The 22,513-nt window shown below is 69.7% G+C and carries 20 protein-coding genes; 12 read left to right on the top strand and 8 right to left on the bottom strand.

Annotation, left to right across the window (positions count from 1 at the left end; translation table 11 throughout):
* Positions 1 to 4: 4 nt before the first annotated feature.
* Positions 5 to 433, top strand: coding sequence for a CBS domain-containing protein (locus OG884_RS30450; protein ID WP_326638559.1), 429 nt, complete (start codon positions 5 to 7; stop codon positions 431 to 433).
* A gap of 131 nt (positions 434 to 564) precedes the next feature.
* Here OG884_RS30450 and OG884_RS30455 read toward each other — a convergent pair whose 3' ends face one another.
* From OG884_RS30455 to OG884_RS30480, 6 genes are all read right to left on the bottom strand, one after another.
* Positions 565 to 3,909 carry a S8 family serine peptidase gene (locus OG884_RS30455; protein WP_326638562.1) on the bottom strand — a complete coding sequence of 1,115 codons (3,345 nt, stop codon included), beginning with the start codon at positions 3,907 to 3,909 and terminating at the stop codon, positions 565 to 567.
* Positions 3,910 to 4,123: 214 nt separating this feature from the next.
* Positions 4,124 to 4,759: an ABC transporter ATP-binding protein gene (locus tag OG884_RS30460; RefSeq protein ID WP_326638563.1), complete on the bottom strand. Its 636-nt coding sequence runs from the start codon at positions 4,757 to 4,759 to the stop codon at positions 4,124 to 4,126.
* The gene (locus OG884_RS30465) at positions 4,752 to 5,693 is read right to left on the bottom strand and encodes an ABC transporter ATP-binding protein (protein ID WP_326638565.1); all 942 of its coding nucleotides are present in this window, start codon (positions 5,691 to 5,693) and stop codon (positions 4,752 to 4,754) included. Before OG884_RS30465 ends, OG884_RS30460 begins: the two co-directional genes overlap by 8 nt.
* Positions 5,690 to 6,508 (bottom strand): ABC transporter permease, encoded by an 819-nt coding sequence (locus tag OG884_RS30470; RefSeq protein ID WP_326638567.1) that lies wholly within the window; start codon positions 6,506 to 6,508, stop codon positions 5,690 to 5,692. Before OG884_RS30470 ends, OG884_RS30465 begins: the two co-directional genes overlap by 4 nt.
* Before the next feature lies 1 nt (position 6,509).
* Positions 6,510 to 7,580, bottom strand: coding sequence for an ABC transporter permease (locus OG884_RS30475; protein WP_326638569.1), 1,071 nt, complete (start codon positions 7,578 to 7,580; stop codon positions 6,510 to 6,512).
* The gene (locus OG884_RS30480; RefSeq protein WP_326638571.1) at positions 7,577 to 9,133 is read right to left on the bottom strand and encodes an ABC transporter substrate-binding protein; all 1,557 of its coding nucleotides are present in this window, start codon (positions 9,131 to 9,133) and stop codon (positions 7,577 to 7,579) included. Before OG884_RS30480 ends, OG884_RS30475 begins: the two co-directional genes overlap by 4 nt.
* A 283-nt stretch (positions 9,134 to 9,416) precedes the next feature.
* Here OG884_RS30480 and OG884_RS30485 point away from each other — a divergent pair, with 283 nt between their 5' ends.
* The 5 genes from OG884_RS30485 (at position 9,417) to OG884_RS30505 (ending at position 13,015) form a co-directional block, all read left to right on the top strand.
* A complete protein-coding gene (locus tag OG884_RS30485) occupies positions 9,417 to 9,671 on the top strand; it encodes a Smr/MutS family protein (RefSeq protein ID WP_326638573.1) in 255 nt (84 codons plus the stop codon).
* A 481-nt stretch (positions 9,672 to 10,152) separates the two neighbouring features.
* A complete protein-coding gene (locus OG884_RS30490; RefSeq protein WP_326638574.1) occupies positions 10,153 to 10,515 on the top strand; it encodes a hypothetical protein in 363 nt (120 codons plus the stop codon).
* A 247-nt stretch (positions 10,516 to 10,762) separates the two neighbouring features.
* Entirely contained in the window at positions 10,763 to 11,515 is a 753-nt protein-coding gene (locus OG884_RS30495) for a lysophospholipid acyltransferase family protein (RefSeq protein ID WP_326638577.1), read from the top strand.
* 203 nt (positions 11,516 to 11,718) lie between these two features.
* The gene (locus OG884_RS30500) at positions 11,719 to 12,267 is read left to right on the top strand and encodes a hypothetical protein (RefSeq protein WP_326638578.1); all 549 of its coding nucleotides are present in this window, start codon (positions 11,719 to 11,721) and stop codon (positions 12,265 to 12,267) included.
* A 106-nt stretch (positions 12,268 to 12,373) separates the two neighbouring features.
* Complete coding sequence (locus OG884_RS30505) at positions 12,374 to 13,015, top strand: TetR/AcrR family transcriptional regulator (RefSeq protein WP_326638579.1); 642 nt, start codon at positions 12,374 to 12,376, stop codon at positions 13,013 to 13,015.
* 120 nt (positions 13,016 to 13,135) lie between these two features.
* On the opposite strand, the gene OG884_RS30510 is transcribed toward OG884_RS30505, so the two are convergent.
* Entirely contained in the window at positions 13,136 to 13,270 is a 135-nt protein-coding gene (locus OG884_RS30510) for a hypothetical protein (protein WP_326638581.1), read from the bottom strand.
* Between the two features lie 221 nt (positions 13,271 to 13,491).
* On the opposite strand from OG884_RS30510, the gene kdpF reads away from it, so the two are divergent.
* Genes kdpF through OG884_RS30540 form a run of 6 tightly spaced genes read left to right on the top strand, consistent with a single transcriptional unit; the run spans position 13,492 to position 21,587 of the window.
* Positions 13,492 to 13,581: a K(+)-transporting ATPase subunit F gene (gene kdpF, locus OG884_RS30515; RefSeq protein ID WP_326638583.1), complete on the top strand. Its 90-nt coding sequence runs from the start codon at positions 13,492 to 13,494 to the stop codon at positions 13,579 to 13,581.
* Positions 13,581 to 15,242 carry a potassium-transporting ATPase subunit KdpA gene (gene kdpA / locus OG884_RS30520; protein WP_326638585.1) on the top strand — a complete coding sequence of 554 codons (1,662 nt, stop codon included), beginning with the start codon at positions 13,581 to 13,583 and terminating at the stop codon, positions 15,240 to 15,242. The genes kdpF and kdpA overlap by 1 nt, the downstream gene beginning before the upstream one ends.
* Positions 15,243 to 15,244: 2 nt before the next feature.
* Positions 15,245 to 17,395 carry a potassium-transporting ATPase subunit KdpB gene (gene kdpB / locus OG884_RS30525; RefSeq protein ID WP_326638588.1) on the top strand — a complete coding sequence of 717 codons (2,151 nt, stop codon included), beginning with the start codon at positions 15,245 to 15,247 and terminating at the stop codon, positions 17,393 to 17,395.
* Positions 17,395 to 18,267 carry a potassium-transporting ATPase subunit C gene (locus OG884_RS30530; protein WP_326638590.1) on the top strand — a complete coding sequence of 291 codons (873 nt, stop codon included), beginning with the start codon at positions 17,395 to 17,397 and terminating at the stop codon, positions 18,265 to 18,267. The genes kdpB and OG884_RS30530 overlap by 1 nt, the downstream gene beginning before the upstream one ends.
* A gap of 60 nt (positions 18,268 to 18,327) precedes the next feature.
* Positions 18,328 to 20,922, top strand: coding sequence for a sensor histidine kinase (locus OG884_RS30535; RefSeq protein ID WP_326638591.1), 2,595 nt, complete (start codon positions 18,328 to 18,330; stop codon positions 20,920 to 20,922).
* The gene (locus OG884_RS30540; protein ID WP_326638593.1) at positions 20,919 to 21,587 is read left to right on the top strand and encodes a response regulator; all 669 of its coding nucleotides are present in this window, start codon (positions 20,919 to 20,921) and stop codon (positions 21,585 to 21,587) included. The genes OG884_RS30535 and OG884_RS30540 overlap by 4 nt, the downstream gene beginning before the upstream one ends.
* Before the next feature lie 89 nt (positions 21,588 to 21,676).
* Here the strand turns inward: OG884_RS30540 and OG884_RS30545 are convergent, their stop codons facing one another.
* Positions 21,677 to 22,426, bottom strand: a complete 750-nt coding sequence (locus OG884_RS30545) for a DUF4118 domain-containing protein (protein WP_326638595.1) — start codon at positions 22,424 to 22,426, stop codon at positions 21,677 to 21,679.
* Positions 22,427 to 22,513: the final 87 nt, after the last annotated feature.

Below are 22,513 nucleotides of genomic sequence, written 5' to 3' on the forward strand. Positions count from 1 at the left end.
GTCAATGCTGATCGGTACGATTCTGCGAGGCAAGGGAACAGAGGTGACGACTGTACGCCCCGGCGCGACGGTCGCGGAGCTCCTGGCCGTCCTGGCCGAGAAGAACATCGGCGCCGTGGTGGTGTCCGAGGACGGGTCCTCCGTCGAGGGCATCGTCTCCGAGCGCGACGTGGTGCGGCGGCTGCACGACCGGGGCGCGCGCGTGCTGGAGGACACCGTGTCGTCCATCATGACGACCGAGGTCCGCACCTGCCCCCCGGACACCGACGTCGACGATCTCCGCCAGACCATGACCACGCACCGCATCCGGCACGTGCCGGTGGTGGACGCCGACCGGCTGGCCGGGATCGTGAGCATCGGCGACGTGGTCAAGAGCTCCATCGAGGCGCTGGAGACCGAGAAGGCATACCTGGTCGACTACCTTCACCGCTGAGCGCCCGTTCCGGAAGTCCGCTGGGCGCCCGTTCCGGAAAGTCCCCTGGGCGCCCGTTCCCGGAAGTCCCCCGTGAAGGCCCGATGGGCCCGGCGCGTCGCGCCGGGCCCATCGGGTCCCCTCCGTTCCCGCTACTGGACGGTTATCTTGTCCACCTCGATGGTCACGCCCTTGACCTGCGGTGTCGACGTTCCCGTCGTCACCTTTCCGATCCCGGCGCTGACACCCTTGATCTTCATCGTGTAGGTCAGGCTGCCACCCGGGGCACCGGGCGTGCTGGTCACCCGGAGGTCCTCGGTCGGCGGGCCGGTGATCTGGCCGCCCGCGGTGCCGTCACCGTTCTCGGCTCCCACGGTCAGGCCGTAGCCCGCCGGAGGGTCGCCGGGCAGGTTGGCGGGGTCATAGGTGTAGGTGATGTCCTCGGTCCCGTTCAGCCCGATCCACTGCTGGAACACCTTGGTGTCTGTCGTGCCGTAGAGGTTGACCCGCCACTCGATGACGAGCCAGTCGTTGACGCCGTCGGTCAGCGTCCCGGCGTAGACGCCCGGCGTGCCGGTGCCGTCCAGGTCGGTCCAGTAGGGGGCGAGCACGTTGTTCGGGGTCGAGGGATCGGGCAGGGTCTGCGGTTCGAACGAGATGTCCGTCGACCCTGAGCTTCCTCCGGCGATCGTGTAGCCGTTGGAGACGACGCCGATCCTGGTGTAGGTCCTGCCCGCGAACTGGAACGCGGGGACCGTGAAGTTGATCGCCTGCTCGTCGCCGATCGGTGTCGGTGTGATGCCGAAGGCGTCAAGCGGCAGGTAGGGGGCCGGACCGGTACCCGGGGCGATGCCCGGCCTGTCCGGCTGCCTGGCCGCGAGGGTGGTCTTCGCCGTCGCGATCTGGGAGCCGATCTTGGTGGCGCCGGTCACCGAGTTCAGGCGCAGCTTGCCGTCCAGCGTGCTGACCGCCGTGACCTCGGCGTTCTGGAGCGTGTCGTTCCGCACGGTGACGGTGCAGGTGGACTCGCCGGTGTTACGCGGGATGGTGGCCGGAGCGCAGGTCTGCTCCACCGGGACGGCACCCTGCTTGCGGACGAACGCGACCGGCAGGTGCAGGTTGCGCGAGCCGCCCACCTGCTTGAGGTTCACCTGGCCGAAGTACTGCCCCTCGGGCAGGTCGGGTGCGGTGATCACCACGCTGAACTTGGCGGTCTTGCCCGCCTTCACGATGAGCAGCGGTGGCAGTACCGAGATGTTCGCGCCGGCAACGGTCGTGCCCGTGGCGGTGAAGGTGAGTGTCTTGTCCGTGACGTTGGTGACCGTCCGCTTGGCGGTGATGAGACCGGGCATGATCGGGGCGTTCACCGACGGCAGGTTCAGGTCGATGCGGTTCAGCGGGTCGTCGGCCGCGGCCAGGAAGTTCGCGCCCGTCTCGTCCAGGGTCAGGCCGGGGTCGCCCGCCTTGGTCAGGTCGATGCGCCCGCCGCCGGTGTCGAACGGGTCGGCCGGGGTGACGCGGTCCTGCTTGGTGACCGACGTCTTGGCCGTCGTCTCCAGTGCGGACTTCACCTGGCCGGGAGTCCAGTCCGGGTGCAGTGCGAACACCAGGGCCGCGGCGCCCGCGACGTGCGGCGCCGCCATCGACGTGCCCGAGATGACCTGGTACAGGTTGTTCTGTGGGCCACCGGCCGGATCCTCCAGCGTCGGCGTCTGCCCGGCCACGATGTGCAGGCCGGGGGCGGTGACGTCAGGCTTGAGGAAGTCGCCGCCGGGGCCGCGCGAGGAGAACGTGGTGATCGCGTCGCCCTGCCAGGAGGTCTTGGTGCCCTGGGTGAACGAGGCGGTCGCGCCGGGGTTGGCCGACAGGAACGCCAGCAGGGCGTCCGTCTCCGGCTTGTCGATGTGCACCGACGGGACCCAGTGGTTGTCCGTCATCACGTCGAGCGGGCTGGAGTTGTACAGGATCATGCCGGCCGCGCCGCCCTGCTTGACGTTGAAGCCCTTCAGGATCCGGTTGGGGCCGCGCTCACAGAGGACGATCTTGCCGATGAACAGGCCCGGGGGCGCGGGCACGTCGCACAGGGGTCTGGAATACGGCGGCGCGGAGGCCCGCACCAGCGGTAGCGCGGAGGCGAGGCCCGCCGTGATGGAGGCGCCCTTCAGCGTGGCCGTCGCGCCGCCGGAACCGGAGAGCGTGATCGTCGACTGGAAGGTCCTGGTCTGCGTGGAGGCCGCCACCGTGGTCACCCACGGGGCGACGTGGTTGACCGTCGCCGCGCCGGGACCGGCGTTGCCCGCCGAGGCCGAGACGAGCACGCCCGCCGCGTAGGCGTCGAGGAAGGCCAGCTCCACCGGGTCGCTGTAGGGGGAGGTGCCGCCCGAGATCGAGAAGTTGATCACGCGGACGCCGTCGAGGATGGCCCGGCCGACCGCCTGGGCGGAGTCGGAGGGGAAGCAGCCCTCGACACCGCAGACCTTGTAGACCGAGACGTGCGCCGCCGGGGCGATGCCGTGGATCGGGCCGCGGCTGATGCCGAGCGGGTTGGCGTCGGCCACCGGGCCGCCGGCCGAGGTGGTCGCGGTGTGGGTGCCGTGGCCGTTGGAGTCGCGGGCGCTGGTCGGATAGACCTCGCCGGGGTAGATCGCGTTGTAGGTCTCAAGGAACGGGGCGCCGCCGATGACCTTCCGGTTGCACGCGAACGGGTCGGCCGCCGGGGTGAGCGGGTTGTCGCCGAAGTTGCAGGCGCGCGGAGTGCCGTCCTTGGTCGCCGGCACGGCGGGCAGCGTGCCGGGGTCGGCGAACTGGGGGTGCTCCGGCCAGACGCCGGAGTCCAGGATGCCCACGACGACGCCCTTGCCGGAGGAGGAGCTGCCGCCCAGCTTGCTGTAGATCGCGGGTGCCCCGATGAAGTCCGGGCTGGAGTCGGTCAGCAGCTGCTCGGGCTTGTCCTCCTGGACGGCGGCCACGCCGGGCAGCTTCAGCACCGCGGCCGCCTTGTTGGCGGGGATGCGCAGCGCGATGCCGCCGTAGACGGTCCGCAGCCTCTGGCCCGCCGTGGCGCCTGGCACGTTCCTGGCCAGTTCGGCGAGGAAGGCGTTCTCGACGTCCTCGATGTGTTTCTGGTACTTCTTCGCGTCGCCGCTCTTTATATCAAGAGCTTTTCCGGTCTTTGCCGGGCTTGTTGCGGGGAGTCCCTCAAGGCCGCCCTGATATGCGGCGAAGGAGTCGTAGTCGAGCTTGACCATCACGTTGACCGTGGCGCCCGAGGTCGACTTCAGTAGCCCCTCGTCACTGCGGGCGAGCTTTCCGGTGGGGGACTTCGCGCCCTGGACCGGCTCACCCCCGGCCAGGGGGGTCGCCGTCCACTTGGCGGACGGCGCGGGGGTGGGGGTGGGATCCGCGCTCGCCGGCGGCGCCATCGCCGCGACGAGCCCGAGGCCGGCGGCGAGCGCCACCACGCGTCTGATCCTCGGTAGGTAGGGCTTCCTGGTCAACGAGACCTCCCTTTCGGCACGCATGAACCGCTCACGTGACAGGGAGGGGGACCACCCGCGTGCCCGGGGGAGGGCATGCCGGAAAAGGCCGCGACCCTCCCCGGCGGGTGACGTGCGATCGGCCACCCGGTAAGGGCGGCCGATCATGACAGGGAGCCTAACTAGTGACCATTTGTTTGCCTAGATCATGAAATTGACACAATCATCGCCTGAATTAGTCAAATTTCATTGCTGACTCTGCCCAGCGTTTCAGGAGAACGTCGTCATGACTGATAGCCAGCACCCCGGCGCCCGTCCTGTCCCGGTAGCCGTTGACGACGGCGACCAGGTGCGCCTGGGTCGAGGCGTCCAGCATCGTGGTCATCTCATCGCAGATCAGGTAGCGCGGTTCCAGTGACAGTGCCCTGGCCAGGCAGGCCCGCTGGAGCTGGCCGTCGGAGACCTCGTGCGGGCGCCGGTTCAGCAGATCCGCGGTCAGCCCGACCTCGGCGGCCAGCGCGGCCGTCAGGTCCTGGTTCGGCCTGCCCGCGGCGGCGCGCGGCTCGGAGATGACCTCGCTGAGCGTGAACCGGGGGTCCACCGCGAGCCGGGGCTGCTGGTAGACCAGCGCCACGGCGGTGCGCAGCTCACGGCTTGCCCGCTGCCGCCACCCCCTCACCGGGTGCCCGTCCACGGTCACCGTCCCGGAGGCGGGCCTGAGCATCAGCGCCAGCACCCGGGCCAGTGTCGACTTGCCGCAGCCGCTGGGCCCGCCCAGGCCGGTCACCCGGCCCGGTTCCAGGGCGAGGCAGACGCGGTCCAGCACCACCTGCCCGCCGTAGGAGACCGTGACCTCCCTGGCCTCAAGCATGGTTGCCCTCCAGGACGTGGTGGCACGCCACGCCGCCCGACAGCGGCGGTGGGACCTCACAGGCGGCGCTCGCCAACGGGCAGCGCGGGGCGAAGGCGCAGCCCTCCGGCAACCGGGTCAGCTCGGGCGGCATCCCCGGGACGGGGACGAACGCCCGGTCGGGCTGGGCGTCGAGGAGCCCGGCGGTGTACGGGTGGCGCGGGCGGCCCAGGACCTCCCCGGCGGGACCGAGCTCGACCAGGCGCCCGGCGTACATCACCGCGATGTCATCGGCCACCCGCTCGGCCGCCCGCAGGTCGTGGGTGATGAGCAGGACGGACCTGCCCTCGTCGCACAGCTCGCGCAGCGAGGCCATCGCCCGCTCCACCAGCGGCCGGTCGAGCCCGCTGGTGGGTTCGTCGGCCAGCAGTAACCACGGGTCGCCGGCCAGTGCCATCGCGTTGGCCACCCGCTGGGCCATGCCGCCGGACAGCTCGTGCGGGTAGCGGCCGAGGTCGGTGGGGCGCAGCCCGTGCCGCTCGGCGAGCTCGTCCGCCCTCTCCCGGACCTGCCCGGTTGGCGTGCCCAGCTCCCGCAGCGCCTCCTCCAGCTGTGCCCGCGCGGTCCGCACCGGGGTCAGGTGGGTGGCGGGGCTCTGCGGGATCAACCCGATCGAGCGGCCGCGGACCCGCCGGGCCAGTACTACCTGCGAGGCGGCGAGCAGCTCCACCCGCTCGCCGTCCTGCTCCAGCCATGCCTGCCCGGAGACCGTCGCGTTGCCGGGTAGCAGACCGAGCAGCGCGTGGGCCAACACCGACTTGCCGCAGCCGGACTCGCCGACCAGCGCCAGGCAGCGACCGGGCCGCGCCTCGAAACAGGCCCCGGACACGGCCCGCACCGTCGCCCCCGGGATCCGGAAGGAGACCGTCAGATCCTCCACGACGAGTGCGTTCACAGCGACAGCTCCGATCGACGGCGAGGGCTGAGCCGGTCGCGCCAGTGCTGTGCGAGCACTGCCACGGCCAGCGTCGGGACCAGGACGAACAGGCCGGGTACCAGGCTCGACCACCAGTCGCCGGTCAGCAGCGAGGGCCGCCCGTCACTGATCATGTTGCCGAGCGAGGCCAGGTGCGCGGGGAGCCCCAGGCCGAGGAAGCTCAGCGCGGTCTCGTGCCAGATCGCGTGCGGCACCATCAGCACCGTGGCCAGCAGCAGATGCGGGAACAGGTGCGGCAACAGGTGACGGCGGACCACCCGCGACCGGCTCGCGCCGCCGGAGATCGCGGCCTCGACGAACGGCCGCGACCGCAGCGACAGCACCTCCGAGCGGACGATCCTGGCCGCCGTCGTCCAGTGCGTGACGCTCACCGAGACCACCACCGCGGCCGGGCTCGGCGAGAACAGCGCCACGATGAAGATGCCGAACAGCAGGTGCGGCACCGCGTTGAAGCCGTCGACGACCCGCATGAGCAGCCGGTCGGGAGTGCCGCCGAGACTGCCCGCGGCCAGGCCCACCAGGCCGCCGATCACCATGCTGACCAGCGCGGCGAACATGCCCACCAGGAACGACACCCGAAGGCCGTAGACGGAGCGCAGCAGCACGTCCCGGCCGACCGGGTCGGTGCCGAACGGATGCGCCAAGGATGGGGGAAGCCCCGCCGAGCGCAGGTCTACCAGTTGCTGGTCCAGCTGGACGAGCGGCGGCACCAGCAGCACCACCAGGCCCAGGACCGCCAGCGTGGCGGCGGCGAACCGTACCGGACGAGGCATGTCAGCCCACCCCCAGAGTGCGGACGCGAGGGTCGGCGATCGTGTAGGCCACGTCGGCCACCAGGTTCCCGCAGAGCACCGCGAGGGTGCCCAGCAGGGTGAGCGCGGCCAGCAGCGGGAAGTCCACGGCGAGGGCCGCCTGCACCGAGGCCGAGGCGACCCCCGGCCAGGAGAAGACCGTCTCCACCAGGATCGCCCCGGTGACGAGCTCGGGGATCCGCGCGCCAAGAAGGGTCAGGAAGGGCAGCAGTGCCGAACGGAGCGCGTGCCGGACGAGCACCGTCCGCTCCCGCAGGCCGCGGGCACGGGCGCCCGTCACGAAGTCCTCGCGCAAGGTGCCGATGACCGACTCGCGAACGTACAGGACCAGCCACGACGACTGGGAGACCGCCAGGACCGTCACCGGCAGGATCATGTGCGCGGCCACGTCGCCGAACTCCACGCTCGTCGACCTGGCGCCGGTCAGGCCGCCCGCGGGCAGCCAGCCCAGCTGTACCGAGAAGACCCAGACGGCCAGCAGCCCGGTCCAGAAGACCGGGGCCGCCTCGTTGGCGAACGCGCCGCCGGTGATCAACCGGTCCGGCCACGATCCCTGCCGCCACGCCGCGAGGGTGCCCAGGAGCAGACTCCCGGCCAGCATGAGTACGATCGCCGCCGAGGTGGCAAGCATGGTCCACGGCAGGCGCTCGGCGATCACCTGGGCCACCGGCAGATGCAGCGAGCGCGAGTCGCCCAGATCGCCGCGGAACAGATTGCCCGCCCAGGCGGTGTACTGCTCCAGGACCGGCCGGTCGATGCCCCAGTTGGCCCGGATCCGCTCGACCACCTCGGGGTCGGTGACCATGGCCCGCTCTCCCAGATACTGACGGACCGGGTCGAACGGGGATGCCTTCGCCAGGGCGAACATGCCGGCCGTCACCGCGACCAGCAGCGGCACGGCGAACGCCAGCCGCCAGGCCACGATCCGCAGGATCACCGCCGCCAGGCCACCGGCCGGGGCACGTCTCCGTCTCGGCTCGCCGGGGCCGGGCCGGTCAAGGGTGCGCTCGCCGGTAGGTGTCCGCCGCTTCACGCGGCGGGCTTCCAGGTGTGGATGTCGCGGAACAGGCCGCCGGTGGCGTGCTCGTGGGCGTCCACACTGGGCCGGATCCCCGAGATGTTCCCGCGGACCACGTAGACGTGCTTGAGGAAGACGAGGTAGGTCCAGACCTCGTCGTCGTACACGATCTTCTGGAAGTCGGAGTAGGCCTGCTTGCGGACGGCGGGGTCACCGGACTCGCGGCCGGTCTCCAGCAGCCTGTCCACCTCCGGGTTGTCGTACCTGCCCGGGTTGAAGAAGCCCTTGCCCGCGTAGGAGGAGTGGAAGAGCTCGTAGTTGAGGTAGTCCGGGTCGTACGGGGTTCCCCAGCCCATGATCAGGGCGTCCCCGTCCATGCGCGGCTCGATCGCGTCCCAGTCGAGGCCGGCGAGCTTGACGTCGATGCCGATCTTCCCGGCGTCGGAGGCCACGGCCAGCGCGAGCTCCTTGCGGAGCGTGTCGCCTGCCGGGTACATCAGGGAGAACTCGGCACGCCTGCCCTCCTTGACCCGGACACCGTCGTCACCTACTTTCCAGCCGCCCTCCTCCAGGAGCCGCCTCGCGGCCTCGGGGTCGCCGGCCGGCTCGCCGGTCACCGCGGGGTTGTACCAGGCGGTGTCGGGGGAGACGGGACCGAAGGCGGGCGTACCGGCCCCGGCGAGGATGGTGTCGACCATCGCCTTGCGGTCGATGGCCAGGCCGAACGCCTTGCGGATCGTCCTGTCGCCGGTGACCGGCTGCTTCAGCGGGAACATGATGCCGCGGTAGTCGGCGCTGGGCACCTGGTGGACCGTCACGTCTCGCTGCCCGTCGAACCGCGCCGCGGCCTTCGGGGGCAGGATCGTGGCGTCGAACTCCCCGGCCGACATCCGTGTCGCCCGGACGTTGTCGTCCTCGGCGAAGGCCAGGACCAGCGTGGTGATGGCGGGCGCACCCGCCCAGTAGCTGCTGTTCCCCTCAAGCACGATCTTGTCGCCGGGCGTCCGCGACACGAACACGTAGGGACCCGCGCCGACCGGCGCGTCACCCGTCAGCGGGCTGTCCTTGGGCACGATACCGAGTGTCGTGCGCTGCACCAGCGGCGCGTACGGATACCTCAGCGTGAACACCACGGTGCCGGCGTCGGGGGCGGCCACCTTCGCGATCGCGGAGTAGTCGCCCCGGATGGGGGAGTTGTTGGCCTCGTCGAGCAGCGCCTCGTAGGTGTACTCCACGTCGGCGGCGGTGACCGGCCTGCCGTCGTGGAACGTCACCCCTTCGCGCAGCGTGAAGGTGACGGTCCTGCCGTCCTCGGAGATCGTCGGCGCGGCCGAGGCCAGCGCGGGCTTCATCGACAGGTCGGGTTCCCGGCTCATCAGCCCCTCGTAGATCAGCGACCCCCCGTCGGGGGAGTAGCCCATCACCGGGTTGAGGGTGTCGAACTCCGAACTCAGGCCGATCACGAAGGTGCCGTCGGGAGCGGCCGGGCCTGTGCCGGGCGCGGAGCAGGCCGCCGTCATCAGACCGAACGCGGTGAACAGGGCGGCCAGGTGCCGGACCAGCCTCATCTAATCCCCCAAAGTCATCGAAAACCCCCGAAACATAGCGCTTATTGCGAGCAAGTTGCAACTAACAATAAGGTGCGATTTGTGCCTGGATCCCAGATGATCATGAGGAGTCGGTGAGACCGGGGCTGGACCCGCGCGATGCGAGCCAGGGGCGCGAGAGGCTCGGTCCGCTCCGGCGTGTGGACCGGGTGCGGCCTGTCCACGACGGACCCGAAGGACGTAACCTGGGGGGCGCCGGTCTCGGCACGGTCGACTACCCGAACTTCCCGTCGAAGGGGATGGTTTGAAGCTCAAGCTGGATCTGCACCCCATCTACAACCGGGGCGGGGAGATCGACAAGGCACTGCGGGGCGTCATCGACGAGGCCATCAGGAAGAAGGCCACCGAGGTCGAGATCATCCCCGGCAAGGGCTCGGGCCAGCTCAAGAAGAAGGTCCTGCGCTTCCTGGAGCAGAAGGAGATCAAGGCCCTCTACCACCGCATCGACAAGGACGCCAAGAACCACGGCCGCCTCTTCGTCTACTTCCGCTACAAGTAGGCCGGTGAGCGCAACGGCGAACGCCTCATGAACGGCATTGGATCATGATCGCTCCGCCAAGGAGTCGGCGACATGCGACTGCACCAACGTGGCGTGCCGGGCGGCGCAGCCGTTAATTGATCACGGCTACGCGTATCCGGCCGTGCGGCGGGGCGCTGGAGGGCACGCCCTGCCCGGCCACCACCCTCACCTGGGGCGACCGGGAACCGGTCGCGGCGGATCCGATCTCCGGGCGTGACGCTGCCTCAATGCTTCTGGACTGTTAAAGAGCATATTTGTGGATCGACGGCGAGTAGGCGGGTGCGGCACCATTATGTGACGCATGACGGCAATGTCCTCTCCGGCGATCGGTGGAGCCTTCGGCAGGTCGCGGATCGCGGCGGGGGACTGCCCGGGCGGCGGCCCGATCCCGGCTCGAACGATGCTCCGACGAGTTCACCGCCGCCGTTCGCGTACCCTCACCATCTCCGAAAGGCCCCCCATGAGCGATATCAAGGCACTCCTCGCCCAGCGCGCCGAACTGGACCGTCTGATCGAGGAACTCCAGTCCGGCGACCTGAAGGAGCGCGAGAACACACTCGGCGACATCCTCGCGGCCGTCGCCAAATGGGCGATCGCACACGGTCACGAGGCACTCAGGAGGGACCTCAAGAACTGGGAGTACGTCACCTTCGCCGGCATCGAGGTCGGCGTCGGCCACGACGGCGGCGAGCGCTGGGGCCTGCCGCCCAACTCGGTCACCGTGATGGACTCCGTCAGCGGGACCGACGTGGAGTTCGGGACCACCCCCCCTCCGATCCCGGCGGTCCTCGGACTCCTGGAGGGTCTGCTGGCCACGCGCTAGCCCCGCGTCGCGGATGCCCGTACGGTCCGCCGCCGAGAACGGCCCGCACGGGGCCGACGGCTCCCCGGCCCCGCACGCGGAGCCGGTCGCACGGCTCGCCGCGACCCGCACGGAGTCCCGGCGAGCCGTGCGCGGGATTCGTGGTGGCCGGAGGAGGCGTTCCGAGGACACCGAGCCTCTCACCCCCCTTCCTCGCGGGCGCGAGAGGGGGGCTGGGAGGAGGGAGTGGCTGAGGTACGGTTCAGCCATGGCTGAGATCGTGTACCCCCCGGTCATCGGGGCGGCGTTGACCCTGTTCCGCGCGCTGGACCTCAAGATCCGCATCGAGGGGGCCGAACGCATCCCGCGGACCGGCGGAGCCGTGCTGGTCAGCAACCACATCAGCTACCTCGACTTCATCTTCGCCGGTCTGGCCGCGCGCCCCTCGGGGCGCCTGGTGCGCTTCATGGCGAAGAAGGAGGTCTTCGACCACAGGATCTCCGGCCCGCTGATGCGCGGCATGCACCACATCCCGGTCGACCGCGGGGCGGGCGCCGCCGCGTTCGGCGCGGCGCTGAAGTCGCTCAGGGGCGGAGAGGTCGTCGGCGTGTTCGCCGAGGCCACGATCAGCCGGTCCTTCACGATCAAGGAGATCAAGAACGGCGCGGTCCGGATGGCCGTCGGCGCCAAGGTGCCGATGATCCCGGTCTCCCTGTGGGGCACCCAGCGGCTGTGGACGAAAGGCCACCCCAAGAAGCTGTTGCAGCGGCACGTGCCGATCACGATCCGGGTCGGCGAGCCCATGCACCCCCAGCGCGGCGACGACTACGACGCCGTCACCGCCGACCTGCGCGGGCGTATGAGCGAGATGCTCGACCAGGCACAGCGGGGCTACCCGGAGATCCCGCAGGGCGTCTGGTGGCAGCCCCGCCACCTCGGCGGCACCGCGCCCACTCCAGAGGAGGCCGACAAGCTCGACGCCGAGGAGGCGGAGGTCAGGGCGGCCCGGCGCGAGTCATGAGAACCCGCACGGGGTCATGACGCACGCGCGCACCGCGACCGGGGTCATGACGCGCGCACCGCGACCGGGGCCGGGTTCGCGGACCCGGATGCCGTGCGCGCCGGGCCGAGGTCATCGCCTGCCGGGAAAAGGTCGCGAGCCATGAGCATCCTCTACAAGTCGCGAGCATGTCATTCGCAAGCGGCCTACCCCACCCTGTCCGCATGAGCAACGCATTCGAGGACATGGCGAACGCCTTCCAGCCGGCGCCGGCCCCCGGTCCCGGTCGCGCGCCCGGGCGGGTCGGCATGGCGATCCTGCTCCTCCTCTGGGTGGGGCTGGGCGTGCTGCCCTTCGTGTTCGCGGTCTCCGGCCTCAAGCTCGCGACCGGCTCCGTCGGCACCCCCGGCACCCTCACGGTCATCTCGTGCGAGGAACTGGGCAGGGGCCGCTACGACTGCAAGGGCAGCTTCGCGCCCGACGGCGGCGGCGCCGCGATCCCGGTCGACGCCTCGCCCGACTCCACGGCCGGTGATGTCAGGCGGGCACAGCTCACCCCCGAGGGCGACCGTGCCGTCGCGACCGGTACCTCGGGCATCCTGGCCGCGCTGACCATGCCGTTCCTCGGTGCCGGAGTGTTCGCCTTCCTGCCGTACGTGCTCCTCTACGTCTCCAGGGTGCGACGTGGCAGGCGGGCCGCGGTCGTCCTCGGCTGCGTTCTCACCTCGGTCTCGCTCGCCGGTGTCGTCGTCGGCATGGTCGCCGCCTACTAGGTGTATACGTCGTCCTGAAGGCCGACGTGGTGCCCGGCGGAGAACGCCCTACCCTGTGTGGCAGATGACCACTGGAAAACCGTTTTAGGTAGGGGGGACGAGAACCATGGCACGTACCGCATCACGAGGTGGCCCCCGGGGCACCTATTCTCCCGCGGAGACGCGGCGGGCGTTGCTGGCAAGTGCACTGAAGCTTTTCGAGGTCGGTGGTTACCACGCGACGTCCGTCGAGGACATCGTGAAGGAGGCCAACCTGACCAAGGGGGCCTTGTACCATCACTTCTCCGGTAAGGAGGAGATCCTTCAGCAGATACAAGAGGAATACATCGACGATCGGCTCCGGAACTGCCGCCGCATTCTCGAGTCGTTCGAGGGCCCGACGGAACGGCTGCGGCAGCTCATCCTTGAGTCATTGGTGGTCATCGACCGGTTCCGCGCCCATGTCACCGTGTTTACTCTGGAGCGTCGTTTCCTTACCGAGGACCGTTTCGCCGAGATAAAGAAAAAGCGCGACGAGCTTGACGCGATGTACGAGTCGGTGATCCGTCAAGGTGTCGAGGAAGGGGTCTTCAATCCGTCCCTGCAGCCGCGTATCGCCGGCTTCGGAGTTCTTGGCATGCTGACCTCGGCGTACGACTGGTATCGCCCCGACGGCCTGCCGGCCGTCTCCGAGGTGGCCGACCAGCTCTCCGAGCTGGTTCTGGAGGGGCTGACCTCGTCGCCGAGCAGGGCTTCTTCCAGCCGGTAACGTCCCGACCGGTCGGTGTGGGAAAACGGGCGCCGTCGCGTGCCCGGTTCCTCGCGGGGCCGCCCGCTCTCACCGAAGGATCGCCGAGGCGGCAGCCGGACGCGGTCCGGGGGGTGAGACTCAGCTCAGCACGTCGACCACGGTCTTGTCGCCCGACAACTCGACCGGCTTCCGGTGGAAGCGGACCGTCGCCGCGCCGTAGGCGTCCAGGCCGTCGGCGGCAAGTGCCTCCGCGACGTAGATCTTTGAAGTCATCGTGTAGGGGCGGCGTCAAATCTCGCCGCTACGCCGTATGGAACACGTCAAGAAGTGCCATAAGGGGGGGAAATTGGCGTTTTGCTTACCTGTGTGCCGCTCATCTGACGGCAGGAACTTTTCCGGATTCGAGGAGTGGGGATGGCTGACGTCATCTTCGTCGCCCTGACGATCGCGGTTTTCGCGATCCTCGGGCTGGTCGTCAAGGCGGTGGAACGGTTGTGAGCGCCGTCAATGCCACTGGTCTCATCGTGGTCGTCGGTCTGGTGATCTTCATGATCGTCGCCCTGCTGTTCCCGGAGCGCTTCTAATGTCATCAACCCTGGCAGGGGTTCTGTTCATAGTCTCCCTCGTCGTCGCCCTGGCGGTCACCTACCGCCCGCTGGGCGACTACATGTACCGCGTCTACAGCGGCACCAGGCACCTCGCCGTCGAGCGGGTGATCTACCGGCTGGCCGGGGTGCGGCCGGACGTCGAACAGCGCTGGAGCGTCTACGCCCGCAGCGTGCTGGCGTTCTCGGTGATCTCCGTCCTGTTCCTGTACGGCCTGCAGCGCCTGCAGGACAAGCTGTTCCTGTCGCTGGGAATGTCGCCGGTCACCGACCACGTCGCCTGGAACACCGCGGTCAGCTTCGTGACCAACACCAACTGGCAGGCCTACTCGGGTGAGTCCACCATGGGGCACCTGGTGCAGATGGCGGGCCTCGCGGTGCAGAACTTCGTCTCGGCCGCGGTCGGCATAGCGGTGGCGATCACGCTGGTGCGCGGGTTCGCCCGCCGGCAGAGCGAGGAGCTGGGAAACTTCTGGGTCGACCTGGTGCGCGGCTCGATCCGCATCCTGCTGCCGATCGCGTTCGTCGGCGCGCTGGTGCTGGTGGCGGGCGGTCTGGTGCAGAACTTCGCCTCCCCGCACGAGGTGGCGACGCTGACCGGCGGCACCCAGGCCGTCACCGGCGGCCCGGTGGCCAGCCAGGAGATCATCAAGGAGCTGGGCAACAACGGCGGCGGGTTCTACAACGCCAACTCCGCTCACCCGTTCGAGAACGCCACGAGCTGGACCAGCTGGGTGGAGATCTTCGCGATCCTGCTGATCCCGTTCGCGCTGCCCCGCACCTTCGGCCGCATCGTGGGTGACAACCGGCAGGGTTACGCGATCGCCGCGATCATGGCGACGCTCGCCCTCGCCAGCGTCGCCGTACTGACCGGCCTCGAAATCGCGCACAACGGCACCGTGCCGCAGGCCGTCGGCGCCGCGATGGAAGGCAAGGAAGTCCGCTTCGGCGTGCCCAACTCCGCCACCTTCGCCGCCGCCACCACCCTGACCAGCACCGGCGCGGTCAACTCCTTCCACGACTCGTTCACCGCGCTCGGCGGCATGGTCACGATGTTCAACATGATGCTGGGCGAGGTCGCGCCCGGCGGCGCGGGCGCGGGCCTGTACGGCATGCTGGTGCTCGCGGTGATCACGGTGTTCGTCGCCGGGCTGATGGTCGGCCGCACCCCCGAATATCTCGGCAAGAAGATCGGCGCCAGGGAGATCAAGCTCGCCTCGATGTACTTCCTGGTCACCCCGGTCCTCGTACTGGTGGGCACGGCTTTCGCCATGGGCTCGGCGGAACAGAGGGCGAGCATGCTCAACAGCGGCCCGCATGGGTTCTCGGAGGTGCTGTACGCCTTCACCAGCGCCTCGAACAACAACGGCTCGGCGTTCGGCGGACTGACCGTCAACACCCCGTGGTACGACATCGCGCTGGGGCTGTGCATGGCGTTCGGCCGGTTCCTGCCGATCGTGTTCGTGCTGGCGCTGGCGGGCTCGCTGGCCCGGCAGGCTCCGGTTCCGGTGTCGGCGGGCACACTGCCCACGCACCGGCCGCAGTTCGTCGGCATGGTCGTCGGCGTGACGGTCATCCTGGTCGCGCTGACCTTCCTCCCCGCCCTGGCGCTCGGGCCGCTCGCAGAAGGAATCCAGTGAACATGTCCACCTCAACGCTTCAAGCACCCGGTCACACTCCGGTACCGCAGAAGAAGGACGGCCGGGTCGGCGGTGGCCTGCTCGACCCCAAACAGCTGATCACCTCCCTGCCGGACGCGTTGCGCAAACTCAACCCGGTCACGCTGTGGCGTAACCCGGTGATGTTCATCGTGGAGGTCGGTGCGGTGTTCACCACCGTGCTCGCTCTCACCGACCCGTCTTTCTTCGCCTGGGCCACCGTGGTGTGGCTGTGGCTGACCGTGGTCTTCGCCAACCTGGCCGAGGCGGTGGCCGAGGGCCGCGGCAAGGCCCAGGCCGCGACCCTGCGCGCCGCCAAACGCGACACCACCGCCCGCCGGATCACCGGCTGGAAGCCGGACGCCGCCGTGACGCGATGGGACACCGTGGGCGCGCCCGAGCTCAGGCAGGGCGACCACGTGGTCGTCGAGGCCGGGGAGATCATCCCCGGCGACGGCGACGTGGTCGAGGGCATCGCCAGCGTCGACGAATCGGCGATCACCGGCGAGTCCGCGCCCGTCATCCGCGAGTCCGGCGGTGACCGCTCGGCGGTGACCGGCGGCACCAAGGTGCTGAGCGACCGGATCATCGTGCAGATCACCCAGAAGCCGGGAGAGAGCTTCATCGACCGGATGATCGCCCTGGTCGAGGGCGCCAACCGGCAGAAGACGCCCAACGAGATCGCGCTCAACATCCTGCTGGCCGCCCTGACGATCATCTTCCTGGTCGCCACCGCCACCATGCAACCGCTGGCGATCTTCTCCAAGGCGAACAACCCCGGCGTTCCCGACTCGCTCGCGCTGACCGCCGACGGTGTGAGCGGGATCGTGCTGGTGGCACTGCTGGTCTGCCTGATCCCGACCACGATCGGCGCGCTGCTGTCGGCGATCGGCATCGCCGGTATGGACCGCCTGGTGCAGCGCAACGTGCTGGCGATGAGCGGACGCGCGGTCGAGGCCGCGGGGGACGTGTCCACGCTGCTGCTGGACAAGACCGGCACCATCACGCTGGGCAACCGGCAGGCGTCGGAGTTCGTGCCGGTGCACGGCGTCTCCACCGAGGAACTGGCCGCCGCCGCGCAGCTGTCCAGCCTGGCCGACGAGACCCCGGAGGGGCGCTCGATCGTGGTCTACGCCAAACAGGCCTACGGCCTGCGCGAGCGGCAGCCGGGCGAGTTGACCCACGCCGAGTGGGTGCCCTTCACCGCCCAGACCCGTATGTCCGGGGTCGGGGTGGACGGCCGCCAGGTCCGCAAGGGCGCGGCGACCGCGGTGATGAAGTGGGTCCGCGACCACGGCGGCCACCCGACCGACGGGGTCGGCGCGATCGTCGACGCCATCTCCGGCTCCGGCGGCACCCCGCTGGTCGTCGGCGAGATCGCCGACGGCACGGCGCGGGTGCTGGGCGTGATCCATCTCAAGGACGTCGTCAAGCAGGGCATGCGCGAACGCTTCGACGAGATGCGCCGGATGGGCATCCGCACCGTCATGATCACCGGTGACAACCCGCTGACCGCCAAGGCCATCGCCGACGAGGCCGGCGTGGACGACTTCCTGGCCGAGGCCACCCCCGAGGACAAACTCGCCCTGATCAAGAAGGAGCAGCAGGGCGGGCGGCTGGTCGCGATGACCGGCGACGGCACCAACGACGCCCCCGCGCTGGCCCAGGCCGACGTCGGGGTGGCGATGAACACCGGCACCTCGGCCGCCAAGGAAGCCGGCAACATGGTCGACCTGGACTCCAACCCGACCAAGCTCATCGAGATCGTGGAGATCGGCAAGCAGCTGCTCATCACCCGGGGCGCGCTGACCACCTTCTCCATCGCCAACGACATCGCCAAGTACTTCGCGATCATTCCCGCGATGTTCGCCGCGGTCTACCCGGGCCTGGACACCCTCAACATCATGCGGCTGGCCAGCCCCCAGTCCGCGATCCTGTCGGCGGTCGTCTTCAACGCGATCATCATCGTGGCGCTGATCCCGCTCGCGCTGCGTGGGGTGCGCTACCGCCCCTCCAGCGCCTCCAAGCTGCTCAGCCGCAACCTCTACGTATACGGTCTGGGCGGCATCATCGTGCCGTTCATCGGCATCAAGCTCATCGACCTGCTCATCCAGTTCCTTCCGGGGATGTCGTAATGGAACGCCTGCCCAGCTGGCTGCGCCAGCATCTCGCCGCGCTACGCGCACTGCTCGTGTTGACCCTGATCCTGGGGGCGGCCTACCCGCTGCTGGTCACCGGGGTCGCCCAGGCCGTCTTCAACAACGACGCCAACGGCTCAATCGTCCAGAAGGACGGAAAGGCCGTGGGCAGCGCCCTCATCGGCCAGAACTTCACCGACAAGGACGGCAACCCGGTCAGGAAGTACTTCCAGAGCCGCCCGTCGGCGGCCGGGGACGGCTACGACCCGCTCTCCACCGCGGCGAGCAACCTGGGCCCCGAAGACGTCCTGGACGTCCTTCCCATACCCGGCGCCAAGGACGACGAGGGCAACCCCGACGAGGGCAGGCAGAGCCTGCTCACCCAGGTCTGCGCCCGGTCCAAGACGGTCGGGGAACTGGAGGGCGTCTCCGGGGCCAGGCCGTACTGCACGCCGGACGGCGTCGGCGCGGTGCTGAAGGTCTTTCCCGCGGTCGGCACCCCGACCAGGGCGGTCAGCGCCAACCAGGCCTGCCCTGCCACACCGTTCGCCGCCGAGTACCGGGGGGTGAAGGTGGAGTGCGCCAAGCCGGGCGAGGACCTGGCCGCGGGCCGTACGGTCCCGGTCCGCGGCCCGGCGAAAGCGGTCGTGCCCGCCGACGCGGTCACCGCCAGTGGTTCCGGACTGGACCCGCACATCTCACTCGCCTACGCCGAACTGCAGGCCCCCCGGGTGGCCGGGGAGCGCGGTCTCGACGTGGCGAGGGTCAAGGCCCTGATCCAGCAGAACACCACCGGCCGCGCGCTCGGCTTCATGGGCGAACCGGCGGTCAACGTCCTGGAACTCAACCTCGCTCTCGACGGGGGATGACCGCCGCGAGCGGGCCGTACGAGGACGGGCGGCCCGCTCGCCCGATGAGGAACGATCGCCATGAGCACAGCGAACGCGCTGAACAGGGGCCGTGGGCACCTGCGTGTCTACCTGGGGGCCGCCCCGGGGGTCGGCAAGACCTACGCGATGCTCAGCGAGGGGCAGAGGCGCCTCGCGCGCGGCACCGACGTGGTCGTGGGACTCGTGGAGACCCACGACCGGCCCCGCACCGCCAATCTGATCGAGGGAATGGAGGTGATCCCCCGCAAAACGATGAGCCACCGGGAGAGCACCTTCACCGAACTCGACGTGGACGCGGTCATCGCGCGCGGGCCCAGGGTGGCGCTGATCGACGAGCTGGCGCACACCAACGTGCCCGGCTCGCGCAACGCCAAGCGCTGGCAGGACATCGAGGAGATGCTCGACGCGGGCATCGACGTCATCTCCACGGTCAACATCCAGCACCTGGAGTCGCTCAACGACGTCGTCCAGCAGATCACCGGAGTGCCGCAGCGCGAGACCGTGCCCGACGAGGTCGTACGGCGGGCCGACCAGGTCGAACTGGTCGACATGGCCCCGGAGGCACTGCGCCGGAGGATGGCCCACGGCAACGTCTACCTCCCGGAGAAGGTGGACGCGGCGCTGTCCAACTACTTCAGGGTCGGCAACCTGACGGCCCTGCGGGAGCTGGCGCTGCTGTGGGTCGCGGGCAAGGTCGACGAGCAGCTCGACCGCTACCGCGCCGAGCACGGCATCGCCGGGACCTGGGAGGCGCGCGAGCGCGTGGTGGTCGCGCTGACCGGCGGTCCCGAGGGGGACACTCTGGTCCGGCGGGCGGCCAGAGTCGCCGCCCGGAGCAAGGGCGCCGACCTGCTGGCCCTCCACGTGACCCGCTCCGACGGGCTGGCCGGGGCGGACCTGGCCAGCCTCGCCCGGCAACGCACGCTGGTGGAGAGCCTGGGCGGCACCTACCACCAGGTCGTCGGCGACGACGTGCCGCGTGCGCTGCTCGACTTCGCCCGCGGCGTCAACGCCACCCAGCTGGTGCTCGGCGCCTCCCGCAGAGGCCGCTTCGCGCAGATCTTCTCCCGGGGCGTCGGGGTCACGACCACCGCGCTTTCCGGCTCGATCGACGTCCACATGATCACCCATCCCGAGGCGAAGAAGGGGCGCGGCCATACGACGTCGCGGGCCGCGCTGAACCGTACCCGCCGCGTCACCGGCTGGATCCTCGCGATGCTGGGACTGCCCCTCCTGACAGCGACCCTTCTTCCCTACCGTGACGCCGTCAGCCTCCCGATCGACATCCTGCTCTTCCTGCTGCTGGTCGTCGGGGTGGCGCTCGTCGGCGGCATGTGGCCCGCGGTCACCGCGGCCGTGGCCGGATTCCTGCTGCTCAACTACTTCTTCACCCCACCGGTCGACCGGTTCACCATCTCCGATCCGGAGAACCTGTTCGCGCTGGCGGTCTACGTGCTGGTGGCCGTCATGGTGAGCGCGGTGGTCGATGTCGCCGCCCGCCGTACCCGGGAGGCGGCGCGGGCCCGGGCCGACGCCGAGGTACTGTCCACGCTGGCCGGGCACGTGTTGCGCGGAGAGCACGCGCTCAACTCACTGCTGGGACGGTTGCGCGAGATCTTCGGCCTGACCTCGGTCACCCTGCTCGAACGGATCGGCGAGCCAGGCCCCGACGACCAGTCGGACCCGCAGTGCTGGCGGATCATCGCCACGGCGGGCGAGGCGCCCTGCACCTGCCCCGCCGGAGCCGACACCGACGTGACGATCGACGAGCAGCTGGTGCTCGCCGTGCGAGGCAGGCTGCTGGAGGCCTCCGACCGCCGGGTGCTGGAGGCCTTCGCCGCCGAAGCCGCCGTCGCCCTGCGGCAGAACCGGCTGGAGGAGGAGGCCGGGCAGGCCAGGCCGCTGGCCGAGGCCGACAGGATGCGCACCGCACTGCTCGCCGCCGTCAGCCACGACCTGCGCACACCGCTCGCCTCGGCCAAGGCCGCGGTCGACAGCCTGCGCAACACCGACATCGACTGGTCTCCCGAGGACCGCGACGAACTGCTGGCCACCGCCGACGAGTCCCTGGCCAAACTCGACCGTCTCGTCGCGAACCTGCTCGACATGAGCCGCCTGCAGGCGGGCGTGCTCGGCCTGGCCCTCCAGGCGATCGCGCTGGAGGAGATCGTGCCCAGGGCCGTCGACGATCTCGGGCCGCTGCGCGACCAGGTTGAGGGGGACGTCTCCGTCGACCTGCCGGAGATCGTCGCCGACCCGGCCCTGCTGGAACGAATCCTGGTCAACCTCATCTCCAACGCCGTCCGCTACAGCCCGCCCGGCCGGAAGGTCCTCATCACCGCCAGCCGACACGGCGACCACGTGGAGATCCGGGTCGTCGACCGAGGCCCCGGCATCCCGCCCGAGGCGCACGACCGGGTCTTCCTGCCCTTCCAGCGCCTCGGCGACCGTGACAACCACACCGGTGTCGGCCTCGGCCTCGCACTCTCCAGAGGACTCGCGGAGGCGATGGGCGGCACCTTGCTACCGGAGGAGACACCAGGGGGAGGTCTCACGATGATCCTGACACTGCCCGTCTCCGCACAACCGCAGGCCGTACCCGTCATCGTGGAGAACAGCGGGGAGAAGGTATGACACGTATTCTCGTCGTCGACGACGAGCCGCAGATCCTGCGCGCGCTCCGGATCAACCTGGTCGCCCGCCGCTACGAGGTCGCGGTGGCCACCGATGGGGCGTCGGCACTGCGCGAGGCCGCCGACTGGCACCCGGACCTGGTCGTCCTCGACCTCGGCCTGCCCGACATCGACGGAATCGACGTCATCCACGGACTGCGCGGCTGGACCTCGATCCCCATCGTCGTGCTCTCCGGCCGCGCGAGTGGCGCGGACAAGGTGGACGCGCTCGACGCGGGTGCCGACGACTACGTCACCAAGCCCTTCGGCATCGACGAATTGCTCGCCCGCATCCGCGCGGTGACCCGGAGAAGCGTGTTCCACGAGGCCGAACTCGCCAGCATCCGGGTCGGTGACCACGTGGTCGACCTGACCCGCAAGAGCATCTCCGGCGAGGTACGGCTCACGCCGACCGAATGGCAGCTGCTGGAGATCCTGCTGCGCAACCCCGGAAAGCTGATCAGCCAACGTCAGCTGCTGACCGAGGTCTGGGGCGTCAATTACGTCAAGGAGAGCCACTACCTGCGCCAGTACATGGCCCAGCTGCGAAAGAAGCTGGAGCCCGATCCCGCCCACCCGGTCCACCTGCTGACCGAACCAGGCATGGGCTACCGCTTCCAGTCCTGAGAGCGCTGAGAGCGCCGGTGGAAGAGAGTACCGGGCCGGCGCCGGCCTGAGCCACCCGGTGCTCCCGAGGATTCGGTGAACGATCGGCCTCAGCCACTGCCGGCGATGTCGAGCGCGGCGCCCGCCTGATCGGACAGGGTCACCGCGACCAGGCGGGCCTGCAGGGGCGGGACGATCCCGGGCGTGGGATCGAGCATGAACCGGCCGTAGAAGCGGCCGTTGCCGAACGTGCGCAGTTCGACCTCCTGGCCGGGCAGGCCCAGCCGGTCGACGTCCCAGTGTCTGTGGCCCCAGATCACGGTGCCGTCCCGTTCGAGCCGGGGCGGATGGCCGATCAGGGCTCCGTACTCGAAACGGCACCCGCGTAGCTGCAGCAACGTGGTGAGCTGGTCCGTGACGTGGTCGACCACCGTGCCGGGTGCTTTGGCGGTCTGGGCCAGCTCGGAGGTGTCGTGGATCCGGGCCAGGTAATCGGCGTCGGTGATGGCGACCACCTGTAGCCGCCGGGCGCGGGCGGCCAGCTGAGAGACCGCCAGGCCCACGACGAGCAGAAGAACCGCGGTCTGGACGTCCACGGGCCTGGTGACGGTGAAGTGCTGGTAGGGCCGGGTGAAGAGGAAGTTGAACCACAGTGCGGCCGAGATCGCCGCGAGCGCGCCGGCCAGGCGGTGGCCGGTGGCGGCGACCGCGACCACGATCACGACCAGGACGAGGGCGACGGTCGTGTTCGGCAGTCCGGCGCGGAATGGCAGGAGCGCCGCCGCGACGGCCGGTGGGGCCACCAGGGCGGCCACGAGCGCGATGCGATCTCTGCCGAGATAGTCGAGATAGCGGGGCATCGCTGCCGCACCTCCCCCCTCACGTCATGTCTCCATGTCTTCCGAGGTCAACGCCCTACCTCTACCCAGCTGCGCGTGATCGATCAG

This window comes from Streptosporangium sp. NBC_01755, from assembly GCF_035917995.1.
Classification (GTDB): Bacteria; Actinomycetota; Actinomycetes; order Streptosporangiales; family Streptosporangiaceae; genus Streptosporangium.